This window comes from Deinococcus sp. QL22, assembly GCF_023370075.1.
In the GTDB taxonomy this organism is placed as follows: domain Bacteria; phylum Deinococcota; class Deinococci; order Deinococcales; family Deinococcaceae; genus Deinococcus.
This window is the reverse complement of the sequence record NZ_CP097149.1, coordinates 2,211,674-2,226,143: the sequence shown is the minus strand read 5'-3', so window position 1 is coordinate 2,226,143 and position 14,470 is coordinate 2,211,674. Positions and strand designations below refer to the sequence as shown.

Annotated in this window: 17 protein-coding genes; 12 read left to right on the top strand and 5 right to left on the bottom strand. The window is 59.6% G+C overall.

The annotated features are described in order from the left end of the window. The first annotated feature begins 3 nt into the window (after positions 1-3). The 4 genes from M1R55_RS11150 to modA all read left to right on the top strand — a co-directional run bounded on the left by M1R55_RS11150 (position 4) and on the right by modA (position 3,743). On the top strand, positions 4-1,629 hold the full coding sequence (locus M1R55_RS11150) for a hypothetical protein (protein ID WP_249391836.1): 1,626 nt from the start codon (positions 4-6) through the stop codon (positions 1,627-1,629). 67 nt (positions 1,630-1,696) lie between these two features. Next, the gene (locus tag M1R55_RS11145) at positions 1,697-2,419 is read left to right on the top strand and encodes a hypothetical protein (protein ID WP_249391835.1); all 723 of its coding nucleotides are present in this window, start codon (positions 1,697-1,699) and stop codon (positions 2,417-2,419) included. Continuing rightward, on the top strand, positions 2,416-2,823 hold the full coding sequence (locus M1R55_RS11140) for a hypothetical protein (protein WP_249391834.1): 408 nt from the start codon (positions 2,416-2,418) through the stop codon (positions 2,821-2,823). Before M1R55_RS11145 ends, M1R55_RS11140 begins: the two co-directional genes overlap by 4 nt. A 149-nt stretch (positions 2,824-2,972) precedes the next feature. After that, positions 2,973-3,743 carry a molybdate ABC transporter substrate-binding protein gene (gene modA / locus M1R55_RS11135; RefSeq protein ID WP_249391833.1) on the top strand — a complete coding sequence of 257 codons (771 nt, stop codon included), beginning with the start codon at positions 2,973-2,975 and terminating at the stop codon, positions 3,741-3,743. A gap of 97 nt (positions 3,744-3,840) precedes the next feature. Here the strand turns inward: modA and M1R55_RS11130 are convergent, their stop codons facing one another. Together M1R55_RS11130 and M1R55_RS32110 are read right to left on the bottom strand one after the other, a co-directional pair. Continuing rightward, on the bottom strand, positions 3,841-5,307 hold the full coding sequence (locus M1R55_RS11130; protein ID WP_249391832.1) for an Ig-like domain-containing protein: 1,467 nt from the start codon (positions 5,305-5,307) through the stop codon (positions 3,841-3,843). Between the two features lie 334 nt (positions 5,308-5,641). Then, positions 5,642-6,753, bottom strand: a protein-coding gene (locus tag M1R55_RS32110) for an IS630 family transposase (protein WP_371827105.1) whose coding sequence is annotated in 2 segments (ribosomal slippage) — positions 5,642-6,339 and positions 6,339-6,753 — 1,113 coding nt in all. Because the reading frame shifts where the segments join, the coding sequence is not laid out codon by codon here. A gap of 249 nt (positions 6,754-7,002) precedes the next feature. Here M1R55_RS32110 and M1R55_RS11115 point away from each other — a divergent pair. The 7 genes from M1R55_RS11115 (at position 7,003) to M1R55_RS11085 (ending at position 11,603) form a co-directional block, all read left to right on the top strand. Then, on the top strand, positions 7,003-7,434 hold the full coding sequence (locus M1R55_RS11115) for a response regulator (protein ID WP_249391830.1): 432 nt from the start codon (positions 7,003-7,005) through the stop codon (positions 7,432-7,434). Positions 7,435-7,604: 170 nt separating this feature from the next. After that, complete coding sequence (locus M1R55_RS11110) at positions 7,605-7,991, top strand: response regulator (RefSeq protein ID WP_249391829.1); 387 nt, start codon at positions 7,605-7,607, stop codon at positions 7,989-7,991. A gap of 406 nt (positions 7,992-8,397) precedes the next feature. Further along, positions 8,398-8,544: a hypothetical protein gene (locus tag M1R55_RS11105; RefSeq protein WP_249391828.1), complete on the top strand. Its 147-nt coding sequence runs from the start codon at positions 8,398-8,400 to the stop codon at positions 8,542-8,544. Positions 8,545-8,567: 23 nt separating this feature from the next. Continuing rightward, complete coding sequence (locus M1R55_RS11100) at positions 8,568-10,088, top strand: PilX N-terminal domain-containing pilus assembly protein (RefSeq protein WP_249391827.1); 1,521 nt, start codon at positions 8,568-8,570, stop codon at positions 10,086-10,088. Next, positions 10,085-10,516 carry a type II secretion system protein gene (locus M1R55_RS11095; RefSeq protein ID WP_249391826.1) on the top strand — a complete coding sequence of 144 codons (432 nt, stop codon included), beginning with the start codon at positions 10,085-10,087 and terminating at the stop codon, positions 10,514-10,516. Before M1R55_RS11100 ends, M1R55_RS11095 begins: the two co-directional genes overlap by 4 nt. Continuing rightward, entirely contained in the window at positions 10,513-10,953 is a 441-nt protein-coding gene (locus tag M1R55_RS11090) for a type II secretion system protein J (RefSeq protein WP_249391825.1), read from the top strand. The genes M1R55_RS11095 and M1R55_RS11090 overlap by 4 nt, the downstream gene beginning before the upstream one ends. Beyond that, positions 10,950-11,603 carry a type II secretion system protein J gene (locus M1R55_RS11085; protein WP_249391824.1) on the top strand — a complete coding sequence of 218 codons (654 nt, stop codon included), beginning with the start codon at positions 10,950-10,952 and terminating at the stop codon, positions 11,601-11,603. The genes M1R55_RS11090 and M1R55_RS11085 overlap by 4 nt, the downstream gene beginning before the upstream one ends. 241 nt (positions 11,604-11,844) lie before the next feature. Here the strand turns inward: M1R55_RS11085 and M1R55_RS11080 are convergent, their stop codons facing one another. Then, complete coding sequence (locus M1R55_RS11080; RefSeq protein ID WP_249391823.1) at positions 11,845-11,991, bottom strand: hypothetical protein; 147 nt, start codon at positions 11,989-11,991, stop codon at positions 11,845-11,847. Between the two features lie 567 nt (positions 11,992-12,558). Here M1R55_RS11080 and M1R55_RS11075 point away from each other — a divergent pair. Further along, entirely contained in the window at positions 12,559-12,786 is a 228-nt protein-coding gene (locus M1R55_RS11075) for a hypothetical protein (protein WP_249391822.1), read from the top strand. A gap of 332 nt (positions 12,787-13,118) precedes the next feature. Here the strand turns inward: M1R55_RS11075 and M1R55_RS11070 are convergent, their stop codons facing one another. Together M1R55_RS11070 and M1R55_RS11065 are read right to left on the bottom strand one after the other, a co-directional pair. Continuing rightward, entirely contained in the window at positions 13,119-13,598 is a 480-nt protein-coding gene (locus M1R55_RS11070) for a hypothetical protein (protein WP_249391821.1), read from the bottom strand. A gap of 338 nt (positions 13,599-13,936) precedes the next feature. Beyond that, a complete protein-coding gene (locus M1R55_RS11065; RefSeq protein WP_249391820.1) occupies positions 13,937-14,197 on the bottom strand; it encodes a DNA-binding protein in 261 nt (86 codons plus the stop codon). Positions 14,198-14,470 lie beyond the last annotated feature (273 nt).

The window sequence follows — 14,470 nt, the reverse complement described above, 5'->3', positions numbered from 1 at the left end:
GCCATGACCAATATTCCCTTGATTCTGCAGCCCGACGGCACCTACGCGGGCACCCTCCCAAACGGCGACACCATCCGGCTCACCCTCAGTCTGGCGCTCGCCGTGACGGTGGCTGTGGTGGCCACGCCTCCCCCTCCACCCGTGGTGACGCCGCTGCCGCCTCCAGTAGTGACGCCGGAACCCCCGGTAGTCACGCCGGAACCCCCCGTGATTGTCGTTCCCGATCCGCCTCCAGTCGTGGTGCTGCCCCCACCCCCGCCGCTTGTGGTCGTGCCGACACCGCCGAGCATTCCGATGCCCAGCATTCCCCCAGTGCGGCTGCGGCCCACCATGCCGGAACTGCCCAAAGGCAAAGTCTGGGAAAGCGCCATCAAGGTCAAACCGACTGACAATCTGGAAGGGCGCTACTTCTGGAACGAAGGCGAGGGACCGTGCTTTACGTTGCCGCCCAACACGGTTCTGCCGTCCTTCAACAACGTGGTGGCCGTGTCACGCGGGCCAATGTTCTCTGGGTGGCGGTCGCGGTTGAGAGGAAAGGACAGCAGCTACCGGATGCTGCCCCCCGTCATTGCAGGCAAACCACCCGCGAGATTCTTTGACCTTCAGGAGTTCATGGACATTGACTGGCACCATAACGATGTGTTTGGCATCGGTCAGGGCCTGTTCCTGAGTGGGTATGTCGAGGGCACCCCTCTGGCCCGTCAGTTTGCTGGCGACCCCAGCAAGGGCGACCGCCTGCGCCTGTACCGCAATCATCTCCACAACCCTGACGGCCGCATGAGTGACGGCAAAGGGGGACACATTCGCAGCCTGTGGGTCTCCACCCATGAAAGCAATGCCCGGCGCAAGGCCATCGGCGGCGTGATTGGACGCGAGGTGTCCAACTACCTCCGGCTGGGGAAGGTGCTGAACGTCCCCGGCATCGTGGAATGGAACCTCTGCACGGCTAACCTCGGCTACACGGTTGAAGACGGACTGGCCTTTCAGGAAAGCTCGGGCCTGTCCAGTGACCCGCTGGTGGTGCAAGACAACTTCGTGGTCAACACGGGCGGGCCTGATCACGACTACGTGCCGGGGGTGAGCAAGAGTTACAACGGCTCCAATCAGGTGATCAGCAATCCCACCAGTCGGCAAGACCCCAAGGAAACCGACTACAGCGGCACGGATGGACTGATTGAAGGTGTGGACGACATTCACGCCCGCAACCCGCACGACATGGTGCTCCGGCGCAACTGGGGGATCGGGTTCAGGGCCATCTGGTCGCAGCAGGGCGGCCACCACTGTGAGTGGGACGGCAACCGCAGCTACCTCACTGACCGCCACATTGAGGGCGTGCCGTGGGCAGGCGGCCCGAGCGCGTACTTCCAGATGACCAACTATGAACGGCGGGCGAGGCTGGCCACCGACAACGGCAAGCCGATCTTTGACGCCAACGTGTTCAACTGCAACATCGAGTTCAACGCGACCGTTGAAGGTATTTTGCCCGTTCCTAGCGACATTCTGACCTATGGGGGCAGCGGCAAAGACAATCTGAAGCGCCTCAAGGTAGCGGACGGCGGCAGGGCGGCGCTGGCGGAGTGGTGGGCCTTAGCCCACGCCAACAGTCAGTCGGTCGGCAGACGCTTCTAACCCCAATTTCTCGCCTTCTTCCGGCCTCAGACCTTGATGTCTGGGGCCGCGCCCTTGGAGTGTGCCCATGAACCGAATAACGAGATTCCTTCTGGCCTTTGCGGTCTCCCTACTGGGTGTGGCGATCGCCCAGTCCTTCGACCTGCCTGCAGGCATTCCCCCCGAATACACCACGCTGGTCACGCTGGGCATCGGTGTCGTCACCGGCTGGCTGGTCTACCCCCTGACCGCGATCGCCAAGAAGCTGGGCCGCACGGAAGGGCCGACCACGGTGGCCATCTCGGCAGGCCTGAGCTTGGCGGTGGCGCTGGGCCTGACCCTGATCCAGGCGGACGCCAGCCGGGGCGACGCGCCGCTGTGGCCCGCCCTCTTCTCGGCGTTCCTGGGCTGGCTGCAGGCGAACGGCACCTACATCGCCCGTGCCCAGGCGATCTCGAAGGGCAATGCGCTCGCCCCTCAGTCTGCGCCGCAGGCGACGGGCGAGGTACATCTTCCACAGGTTCGGCAACCTTCAGGAGTCGAAGCCCTACCCAACTCGGAGACGCCGCCTCCGGGGGCTCAGGGCTTGCTCGGCGGCGGACTGCTGGCGGTTGGCCTGGACAGGGTGCTGGGGCAGATTCTGACAGGCCTCGGTCTACAGGGTACGCCTGCCCAGTTGGCCCGCATCGGGGCACGGTTGGTTCTCATCGCGCCTGACCTGCTGGATGGCGACACGCACCTGAGTGCCCAGAATCGGAACATAATTCTGGGTGTCGTCATGGATCTCAAGCTTGAGGGGAAATTGATATGAAGAACATACTGTTGCTGCTGTCCACGGCCTTGACCCTTGTTGCCTGTGCGCCGGCTCTGCAAGCGGTGCAGCCCAACGAACGTGCGACCCTCACCCGTGACGGACAGAGCCTGGTGCTCACCAATCCCGGCCCAGACGCGTTGACCGGTGATCCGACCGCACCGAGCGACGGCGTAGCGCTGACCATTGACGGCAGTGACGCGCTGCTGCTCGATGCCCAAGGCCAGAAATGGTGCACGGTGGAGAAGAAAAGCTTCGGTTCCCGATGGAGCTGCAAGCTGCCCACCATCGCTCCCAACACCCGGCTGAGGGTCGCATGGCTGGGTGGCACGGTCAATGACGCGGCAGGTCTCGCGTATCGGCCCAGCTCCGATGCGACGCAGATTGTGATCTGGTTGAAGTAAGGCTGATCTCCTTGAACCAAACGCCCCCGCTCCAGCTTCGGCTGGGGGGCGGGGGCGCTTTTTGTTTTATCGATCAATCCTATCTTGACTGAGCCACACTTCAGGCTCTCCCTCTCCACCCGTTCACTTTCCTTCTCGCTGAGGTGCCTATGACATCCATTTCTCGACGCCTTGCCCTAATCGCCCTGTTGCTGACTGTGGGCCGCACCGACGCCGCCAACCTCACCGTCTTTGCCGCCGCCTCATTGACCGACGCCTTCACAGAGCTGGGCCGGGCCTTTGATACCACTTCAGGGCACAAGACCACGTTCCAATTCGCGGGGTCTCAACTGCTGCGCACCCAACTGGAAAACGGTGCGAAGGCCGACGTGTATGCCAGTGCAAACGACGCCCAGTTCGCGCCGCTGGTCACCAAGGGCCTGGTGCAGACCGGTCAACCTTTCGTTCGCAACCGGTTGATGGTGATTGCTCCAAGGGGCAATCCAGCAGTCCAAACCCTGACGGATCTCGCCAAACCTGGTGTGAAGTTGGTGCTGGCCGATAAAACCGTTCCTGTCGGTGACTACACCCGCCGTATGCTGACGGCCATTGATCAAGCCGCAACCTACGGCAAAGACTTTTCTGCTCGCGTCCTGAAGAATGTCGTGAGCGAGGAGCCGAACGTGCGTCAGGTGGCGCTCAAGATTCAATTGGGTCAGGGAGACGCTGCCGTGGTGTATGTCACGGACGTCACCCCCGCTTTAAAACCTTCGGTGCGGATCATTGCGTTGCCGACCCGTTTTAATCAGAGTGCAAGTTACCCGCTGGGGGTGGTGAAGGGGAGCGCGAGTCCAGAGGCAGCTCAGGCGTTCGTGGCGTATGTGTTGTCGGCCAAGGGGCAGAGCATCTTGAAGAAGTGGGGCTTTCAGCCTCCGAAGTAAGGGCTGAACGCGCACAGTGATGGCCCCCGCCTCAGCTTCGGCTGTGGGCGGGGGCCAGTGTTGTCTGGAGGTCAGGCAGCGTGCTGCTCAGCGACGTTTAGTACTGTTGGCCAACGACTTGAACCGTAATGGCGGAATCGTTCGTGTTCTTGAGATACATATAGATCTCACCTGTCGGAGAACCGAAACCGTACTCAATGGAATAGTAGCCGTAGTTTTCCGCAAAGGCCCGCTGATCCAGGCGACTCGTTCCGATGGTGGCCGTCATGCCTGTACTGTTGTGGTTATAAGCGTAGGCGATGTTTCCGCCCGTCCAGCCATTGGTGTTGACCTTGACCCACAACTCGCTGTTCGCAGGCATTGTGACGTCTCGGTAGTCGTAATACCCATAACTCGCGTAGTCGAGCAGCAGATCATAGTTGTTGAGGGGTGCGGCAGCCACAGAAACCGTCTGCTCGGCGCGGGTTTCGTTGCCCGAGCTGTCCGACACGATCACACTCAACTGATGGCTGCCTACCGTGGTGGGGATCCAAGTGCTGCTCCAGTTGCCACGGGCGTCCGTGGTGATGGCGGTCACGTTGTCGCTCGCCACGTTGCTTGCGACCAACGCGTTATCGTCATACACGCGGATTTCACTGAGCATCACGTCATCCGTGGCCCTCCCGCTCAGCGCCCTGGACGCGCCGACCGCCGTATTGCTCACGGCATTGAACATCAGGGTGGGCATGACGGTGTCCGCGACCAGGGCGTTGGTTTCAATCGCCTTGCTGAAGTCCAGCGTGGTGGGGCCGTACACGGCGGTGTCGGTGCCGTCCACTTGTGTCCAGGCGTTGAAGCTGGCCGTGACATTCAGGGTGCTGTCTTCAGCCGTGCCACGGGCGGTGAGGTTGATGCCGATTTTGCTGCCTGCATTGTTCAGGACGGCGTCGGTGGCGTTGCCCAGGGTGTAGGTGACGTTGCCGATGTCGGTGGTGGGCACGGTCGCGCTCAGGCCAGTGACCGGGGCAATCTTGGGGGACAGTTTCAGGTTAAACGTCGTGTTGGTGAACAGCAGTGGGGTGTTGGTGCTGAAGTCCAGGCTGCTGCTGGCTTTATGGAACACGGCATGGAACGTCAGACGCACGACCGCACCGTCACCTTGGATGGCAGCCGTGTTTTCCGCAGCAGGACCGTAGGCGAGCAGGGTGCTGCCGGTGGCGCCATCTTTGGCCGCAGTTTCGAAGGAGTAGGTGCCGGCGGGGAGCAGCAGGGTCTGGCGGAAGGCATTGCTGACGTTCAGGGTCAGGGTCTTGGTGCCGGTGCCGGTGGGGTCAAAGGTGGTGCCGTTGAAGGCCACGAGTTGGTTCTGGCTGTCCCGGACGTTCACGTTGAAGAACAAGGGACCGGCATCGCCGGTCAGGCCTTGGGCGCGCAGACCGCCGAGGGCGGCGACGTCGACCTTGACCAGGGGAGCGGTGGCTCCGGGGGTGGTGACGCCGGGGATACCTGGGGTGTTGGTGCCGCCGCAGCTGGCGAGGACGAGGGCGAGGGACATGAACGCGAACACAGTGGGGGTTTTACGCACACAAACTCCTGTTCAGCTCCCCAGGGAGCTGAATTGAACGGCAACGAGTGGCCAGAGGGGAGTTGCGGTGGGCGCACCACTTGCTCGGTCTGTGCCAGGTGCCCGGATACGGCGGCAGACGTCATCGCGTCACAACAGGACGGCGCTCATGAGGGCTTGACTCACAAACTTCATCTTCGTCTCATAGCGTGCAGCTGCGATTCTGACTCAAACCTTACAAGTGGGGTGGCGTGCTGGGGGGGAGGGGGAGGGGGAAACCCGAACGGTTTTTGCGAAAGTGGCTGGATGGCAGGGTTCAGTCACCTCTAGTGGACAGCCACAGGCATGTCTGTAGTTATTCTCGTGCCGGATAGTGCCGTCTGAGCTTCTCCCGAGCAGTCGGTGTCGCAAATTGCCAGTTCACGCGTACCGACCGCGCATTGCGGTCGGCTTCCCAGGCGTGGATCTCACGCTCGACGACCTCTTTGCTGGCGAGACGTTGTCCGAGACATTGACGTTGGAGTGCCGACCATTCGAGTTCGGCCATATTCAGCCAAGACGCATGTTTGGGCGTGTACATCCACTCAAATCGGCGGGTTAATCGCCGGGCTTCCTCTGCCGGAAGATGTTGATACAACGCCGCTGGGCTGTGTGTCGACAGCTGATCTAGGACGAGCGTGATCTTCTCTGCTTGGGGATAGCGCAACTCCAGAGCCTGGAGTTGCGCTGCGAACTCCGCATTTCCTCGCCGCTTGGTTATCGTCACCGTACGTTGACCCGTCAGGGGTTCGAAGGCTACGAAGAAATTGACCGTGCCACACCGCTTGTACTCATGATCCACCCGTGCCGGGATACCCGGCACGGGTGGCAGAGGATCGTGCACGTGGTCAAGCAATTGATAGGACTTTTCATCAAAGCAGATGACGGGCCGGGAAGCGTCGTAGGGCTGAGCATAGGTGTCCAGAACAGCTTCCATGCGCCAAACGAAGTCTGCGCCTACCTGAGCGACACACCAACTTTGAACTTGCCACGGTTTGAGCGCGTTTTTTTCAGTGTGCGTCGGACGGTTTCGTCACTGATGCTGTCCACCACGCCTAAAGTCACGAGACGATCAGCCAAGAGCTGCATCGTCCACTTCTCCCGACCATCAGGAGTCGAACAGACCTCGGCAATCAAGATTGCCGTCTGCTGGGCATTTAACTTGGGGAGTTGTTTGGGACGTGCTTTCTCGTACAGGGCGGCCTGCAGGCCGCCCTCAGCGTATTTCCTGCGAATCGATGCCACAGTCGCAGCATTGACGCTCTGACGCTCCGCGACATCCTGATCCAAGAGCCCTTGATCGCTCAGTAACAGCAGGCGTGCGCGGGTCATGACCCGCGCACTGTGCACGCCTTTGCGCGTCATATCTGTCAGCTGTTGGCGCTCTTCGTCACTCAACTTCACGACCCACTGCTTCTGTCGTCCCATCCCTAACTCTAACCCATGACATGCCTGTGGCTGTCCACTAGAACACCGGACTCCTCCGACAAATTGCCCCCGCCCCAGCTTCGGCTGGCAGGCGGGGGCGTTTTTTGTTTTACCCTTGGCCTTTGCTCTACATCCGCGTGGTCTGAAGCCTGTGGAACTCGCTGGCCTGCTCGTTCAGACGTTTTTGCCGGGGTACAGTGAATGCCCTATGGTTTCTCAGCCCGCCCCGCTGCACAGGCAGCGCTCCCCATGACCCGGGCGCTCCGGGTCTTATTGATCGACGACAGTCCTGCCGAACGACTGCTCGCCGAAGAAGCCTTCGCGCTCACGGATGAGTTGCTCTGCACGCTGACCACTGCCCCGAGTGGCCTGGAGGCCCTGACCCGCTTCCAAGGCCCCAACGCCGCCTTGCCGGACGTCATCCTGCTGGATATCAATATGCCGGGGATGAGCGGCTTTGAGGTGCTCGCGACCCTGAAAGCCGATCCGAAACTGCGGGTCGTGCCGGTGGTGATGTTCAGCACCTCACCCGCGCCTGAAGATGTCACCCAGGCCTATACCCTCCACGCCAGTGCCTACCTGCTCAAATCACCGGAGTTTCATACGTTTCTGGAGCAAATCGAGACCTTTATCCTCTTCTGGAGCCGTACCCACTTGCCTTACCGTCCCACTCCAGCCTAAGCACAGCCCGCAGGGTGGTGCGCTGCGTCGAAAAAATCGAGACCTTCATTGATTTCTGGACTTAACCCCGCTTCATCGCTTGGCCAGAGATGATCTCTGTATGAAGTGCTGCAGTGAGCTGCGCCCGCTAAGCTGAACCATATGTCGATCAACACCTGGGAGTGGGACTTGTGACCGCTCCTGCAGTCCACCGGGTGTTGATCATTGAGGACTGTGTGGAAGACGCGCTGCTCTTGGGCCTCGCCTTTGAAGACTATGCACCTGACGTTGAGGTGCAGGCGGTCTCGGACGGGGCCAGTGGTGTCGCCTCTTGCCAATCCCTGGAGCCCCCACACATCGTGGTCTTGGATTTGCATTTGCCCGGACAGACGGGTTTGGAGATTTTGACGCAATTGCGGCTGCACGCGCCAGCCCCAGTCCGGGTGGTCTGCTGGAGCAGTCACGCCCATCCCGCAGAAGTGCAAGCGGTGCTCCAGCACGGCGCGGTGGCGTATCTCGAGAAACCTCGGGAGCTCGCGGGGTATCAACAGCTTGTTCAGACCTTACTGACGCTTTGAGTGGCGGCGTCCACACTCAGGGGCAGCACAGGTAGGGTGGCGCTCTTCCGCAGTTGGGTGGCCCCCATCCACAGCTTGCCCCCGCCTCAGCTTCGGCTGGCAGGCGGGGGCGCTTTTTCACTTTGGAGCCGGAACCTGTAATTTCAGTTCTACCTCAAGCTCCAACTCCCTGGCTAAGCGGCGTACCGTACTCAAGTTGTGTCCCCAGAAAAAGAGATCCACCATATGTGCAACTACAGAGCGCCTGATACCCAAGCGGTGGGCGATTTCCGTGTGATCTAGGCCGCTCGCTTCGATAGTGCGGTCCATTTGCCTGCCCCAGAGGCTGCACTGATGGCCCGAAAGTTCCGGACGACTGAGCCGTCAGTCTTCAGGACAAATGGCGTAAACTTGCCTATGCTTTGACATGGCCCTCGCCAGTTTCCGCACTGGTGACCTCGTGGTCGGCAAGGCCAAGACTAATACCTTGAAGAACGGGCACAACAGCAGCTTCACGATTGTGGCCGTGATGCCCCCAATCGGGGGCAGTCAATCGGGTGTCTGCGCGATTTGACGCTTAAAGCGCACAATGTTTGGATGAACCATAGGCGTACAGAAGGTTACGTGCTGATCACCGTCATGATGTTGAGTGCCGTCATCATGATCATGGTGCTGATCACCACGCAGGTTTCCATGGGGGCCATGCGTTCCACTCGCAATGAAGCACAGAAATCCCAGGCATTCTACCAGGCGCAATCTGGTGTAGAACGTGCCGCCCGAAACATCCGGGGTCTGATGGGCCAGCGTCTTCCCGCCAATATCGTCAACGATCAACTTGCTGCGCAGTGGCTCGTGACTCAGCTCGGCACCATGTCCGGTCAGACTGCGGGCGCGGGACGCTACCAGGTTCAGAGCGGTACCGCCCTGAATGGCACTCAGACCATGCTGGTGCTGACCGCGCAGGGCTACGGGCCTGCGGACGGCAGCACCCGGCGCATTCAGACCTCCTTTGCCATCAAACTCCTGAGCGAGACTGACCCCCTGCACCCCATGGTCGGCAATGCCCCAGCAGCCCTGACGGTGACGGGCAACTCCAGCATCAACGGCGCAGCGCCCGTCGCGGGGGACAACGCGGTCTCCCTCATCCGTCACAATTTCACCTGCCCTCCCTCTTTAGCGGGTGCCAACGCATGTACGAAGTCCGCCACAGACCCTGATCGTTACACCCTGAAGTACGTTGGCACCGTGCCGCAGGCGTTTGAGGTCGGCAAGATGGTGCGCCCCACACAGGTCGCCGCAGGGTCTACCAGTGAGGAACGCTACATGGTTGAATCTATCAACCGTCAGACTGGCGAAGTCAAGCTCACGGTAATTAGCGACTTCATCCGGCTGAGCAACGGGTCAGGTACTCGCCGCACCTTCAATGCCTCAGGGAACATTGAGATGCAGGAACGCGCTGACGTCCCTGCCCTGCTCATTCCGCCTGACTCCAGTTTCAGCAACGTCAGCAGCAACGTCTCCTCAGCGTGCACCATTTACGCCTGCGAGCGTTACACCCTTTCCTCCAACGGTTTGTTCAACCTTGTGGCCGGGATGTCCAAAGCAGACCTTGAAGCGCGCTTCCAACTGCTCAACCAAGCGTACCCCGGCATGTACAACACGACTGGCACCGCTGTGTGCACACCGCCTACGCAGTGGCTTAAGCTCAGCAGCAGCATGGTCAACTTGCGCGAGTGCCCGAATCCGCAGATGATCATTGTCGACGCCCGTGGGAAGAGCAGCATCGATATTGACCTTCCTACAAAGGCCTCCTTCCGTGGTCTGCTGTACGTACTTGGTGACAACAATACCAACGTGAAGGTCGCGTCCAACGTCGGTTTCGCCGGGTCGGTCATCATCGACAACGGGCAGGGTGGACTTGACCTGCGGGGTACAGGGAACTTCAATATTGACTGTGCGGATACCCAAATTGAAGACGGACTGAAGAAAAACCCTAAACTGTGCTATGACGCGAGCATCATGGCGGCTGTCAAGACTATGTACATTGATCAGGTGCTAACCTACCGCCGCCTTGACATGCTCGTGAACGGTGAGAACTGGCAGGAGGTCGGACAGTGAAAGTACGTCAGCAAGGATTTACCCTGATTGAGATTCTGGTGGTTCTCGCAATCATCGGCATTTTCGCGGCCATCATGGCCCCCTCACTGATGGGGTATCAGCGTTCCTTGCAGATGCAGCAGGAAGCTCAGGAGGCCGCAGGCAGTTTCCGGTACGCCGTGGCCCAGGTCAGGCGTCACAACACCAACGCTACCGTCATCATCTCCGGCAACACCATGCAGGTGAAGCGCGGCGCGGTGCTGCTGCGTCAAGTCGCGTTTATGAAGCCCCCCGTGCTGAAGTGCCAGACTTCGCCCTGTCCCGCACAGTTCACGCTCAATGCGCCCTTCGGTCGCCTGAGCAACGACTTCTCCCTAAAGTTCTCGCATGGATCGCGTGAGCGCACGCTGATGGTGCGCGGGCCCCTTGGGATGGTGAGTCTTGAATGATGCGACGTGACGGGTTCACCATCATTGAGGTGCTGGTCTCCATCGCCATTCTCGGCATCGTCGTGATTGCCAGCACCGCCCTCGTGTCGGGGTTGCAGGTCAACGGCCTCTCGCGACGCCAGTTGGACACCTCACAGGCATCAGCGGCGTACCTCGAACGCGTCAGCAACCTGTGGAGTACCCCTGCGACTTTCGGGAACGTCAGCAACCTTCCGTCCGTGCCTGTAGTGACCAAGTACACCCACGAACTGCAGGTGTGCACAACCGACATCACCACGGGCCTAGATACCTGCGGGATTACGGTGAGTACCAACGCCCCCCTGTATGCCGGGTCAGCCACCACCACTGCCGCGCCGCTCGTGAAAATAATTGTGCGGTACAAGAAGGCCGGAGCGCAGGCCGCGTACGTCACAGCACTGAATCTGGGGCGGCCATGAATTCCCCCACTACAGGCTTCACGCTCTTGGAAGTGCTGATCGCTATGGCCGTTGCCACCGTGATCAGCCTCGCTGCTTTTCAGTTGATGACCTCCTCACAGCAGGTCACAGACGTCACCGTCAATCAGGCCGCCCGGATTGAAGATCTGCAGAGCGTCGCGGCGCTGGTTGCGGATGATGTGCGGCAGACGCACGTGATTTCAGACTCGCTGGATGTTCCGTTGTGGACAGGCATTCTGGGCGGTGTGCAATCCCTGACCCTTACGATCAAGGTGCCGGGGTGCGTGGTGTCGCAGGTCGCGTACGTCACTGTTCCGCGTGCGAACCTCACCGGGGCGATTGTCTCGGAGTGGTTGCGCGTGGCGACAGACACTGCGAATAACACTCAGCGTGCGTTGATTCGCGCCACACGGTGTGATCTGGTGATCAGCCGCCGCCTCGTGGGGGATTACCTTGAGGTTGCCGCCTTCCGTATTGGGATGATGGGTACCTCTACATTCAGCGCCACACCGACTGCGGCCACTGGCGGAACTCCGTATCAGGCCGTGGAGTTCGATCTGGTGTCCCGGCGCAGTTTCCGGGGTAAATCACAGCGCTTACCATCTCAGGGTGTTATGACGTTCGTTTCCGCGTCCAAAGTCATTCGTTAGCGCTAAGAGCAGTCATGCTTCCCGCTGAGATGACGTGGACGAATACTGGCTGGACGTGGAGTTCGTGGAACCGCTCAGAACACTGCTGAGCACGCAACAAAAACCCGCCCTTCTCAGAGCGGGGCGCTGCAGCTGATCGAGACGGCCTTTAAGCGTCTGTTCCCCTCACTCCCGGTCTACTCCGGCGAAAGGCCCTCGCCTCAGCTTCGGCTGGCAGGCGGGGGCGTTTTTTGTTTTACCCTCAGCCTATGCCATACATCCGCGTGATCTGACGCCTGTCGAACTCGCTGACCTGCTCGACGCCGCCTACCGCCAAGATCGGGGGTTGACGCATGACGGGCCAGACCCGACTCTGCGCCTCGAACTGGCCGATTATCTTGGCTGTCATCCTGGGGTACAAAGCGAGACTTGGAACGTGTGGCAAGAATTGATGGGTGATGAGGAAGGGGACGTGCTGGAAGATGATGCCGCGTTCTGGCTGGACGTGGAATTTGTGGAGCCGTGCCCAGAACACCGCTAAAGCGACGCTATAACACGGCAGCAATAGGGAGATGTTGGTTGTCAGGATCTGGAAAGAGGTTCAGATGCACGCTGGATCATGCCAAAAGAAAAGCCAACCCCGCCGCCCCCGGTACCTGAGCCAGACACCAGTGGCGGTAAAGGCGGGTGAGAGCGGGGCGTAAGCTTGCTGCTCTGCGTGCGCCGCTGGACTGCCGTACTGACACGCTTAAAGCGGAACTGGAACCCTTGGAGCAGGCATGAGCAGTGACGCCGTGCAATGGACGGTGCTCGGCTTGCTTGTCAGTACCGTGCTGCTGTCAGTGACGCTGCTCTACCGGGCTGCCAGGATGGAACAAAAGAAACGATGATCCATCTCCGCCCGCTTTAGCGCGGGCATTTCTTTCCTTATCGCGCAGTGACTTGGGCTAGCTTGTACTCCATGGCAAGGGAAAGGATGAGCCTCAAATTCAGCCGGGCACTGATCGTCTTTGTGCTGGCCACTTGCCCATTGTTCCTGTGGCTCGTTTGGATTTTGAGTACCGAACTTGTGCATTCGATGACTCGACAAGATTGGGGCTGGGTCGCTGCTTGGGGAGGCGTCACCATCGTCATGGTGTGTGGGATCGGGCAAGTCATCCAAGAGGGCTGGGCGCTCTGGAAGGAAAGCCGCCAACAGGCCTGAAACAAAACCCCCGCCCTTCTCAGAGCGGGGCGTTGTGGCAGTTGGAGAAACATGCTCCTGCCGAAGCGTGCAAAAAGTGGACCGGAGCTGGATGCTGCTGGAGTCCCAGACAGGTGAAGGGTTGTCAGAATCCTGTCACAGGATCGGGCGCACGCTGAATCATGTCCCCACCACCCAAGCCACCCCCACCGCCGAAGCCCCAACCCGAAGTGAAGATTTATCCGAGCCCCGCGACCTAATCACCTCATCCATAAAGCCTCGCCCTTGCCTTCATCGGGTTGGGGCGGGGCTTTCTTACCTGTCACACTTTGTGTCTACGGCGTGTGCCGAATTTAAAATCCAGGAACAGGCACAGCGACGGGACGAATCACCTGTCCCTGTGATTGAGCGGTGTCGAGCAGCGTCACCGTGCTCTGGTTCAGTTTCTGTATCCCTTGCTCATCGAATTGCCCGGTCTTCAGCGTATTGCCTACGGCTGTCAGCGATTTGCTGAAGTTCGGCAGGAGTCCCCCGATCTTGGTGAGGAAGGGATCCTGGGTGTTGCGCGTCATCTTGATCGCGGCATTGACTTGAAATGCAGCAAACAGCAAGGCTCCGCCTGCTTTAATGATGTTGATTCGCTGGTTGGCGGCGCCGACCTGGAACTCATATCGGCGGTACGGTTTCCAGACCCAAGTATTGAAAGCGTAGTAGGCCGCGCCCAAATGGAACACAAACTTGGCCTTTTCAAAGGCTGTCGCCTCCGCGTGTTGAAGAGGGCCCGCCACAAGGAAGACGCTGGTGAGGAGGAGGGTTTTGCGAGAAGCTGACATGCCCAGAGTTTGTCGGGTGAGGGGTCTGCCCATATGAGGGGCAGATACAGAGGACTTAGGAGATCGGCCGCAGTCTCAATCAAACGGCGTTGAAGTCTGCCATTCAGTACAAGCTGGATAGAAAGCTAAGCGGCAGGCTTTTCAGGAGCGAGCAAAGAGGGTTGCAACTCCCTTCCAGACGTTAAGGCGCTGTGGCGGTTGAGGAGACCCAGTCCCTTCAATGCGTGGACGGGAGAGAGCAAACCGAATCAATTGACAAGCCCTCTCCTGCGCTGATGCGTGGGCGAAAGCTTTTTGTATTCGCGGGCAAAGAAACACCAGCTTCGGCTGTGGGTGATTTAGGGTGTGGGGTTGTCCGGAGCGAAAGCCAGTCCTTGATCTTCCAAAGCTTGTCGAAGAATGCCCAAGGCCTTGACACCCAAGCCATGCAGGCCAAGCACCTCCGCTTCACTGTGTTGAGTGAGGTGTTCAAGGTGAGTGATTTCGGCAGCAGCCAGCCCTCGCCGAGCTGGAGCACCGATCGTTGTCGGCAAGTCTCCTGTGGCTTGTTGTCGAGGCCGCTCGATTTCTTTCATAAGCACACTCCAGCGCACCAGCATGAGATGGACTTCAGAGTACCGCCACAGACGTCGTGATTTGACAGTTGCTCTCAGCCAGTGCACTTGCGTGATCTAACGCCTGTCGAACTCGCTGACCTGCTCGACGCTCCCTGTACTCCGATGATGGAGCTCTCCTCCTAACGTCAGCTGGAACGGCGTTACCTCAAGCTCAACTCGGACAAATGAGTGACTGGTCGTCCGTTGAGTTGGCTCAATGTTCCCAGAAGCACATTAATTTCTGTCGCTTAAATCGGTTGAACCCACCGATGAACC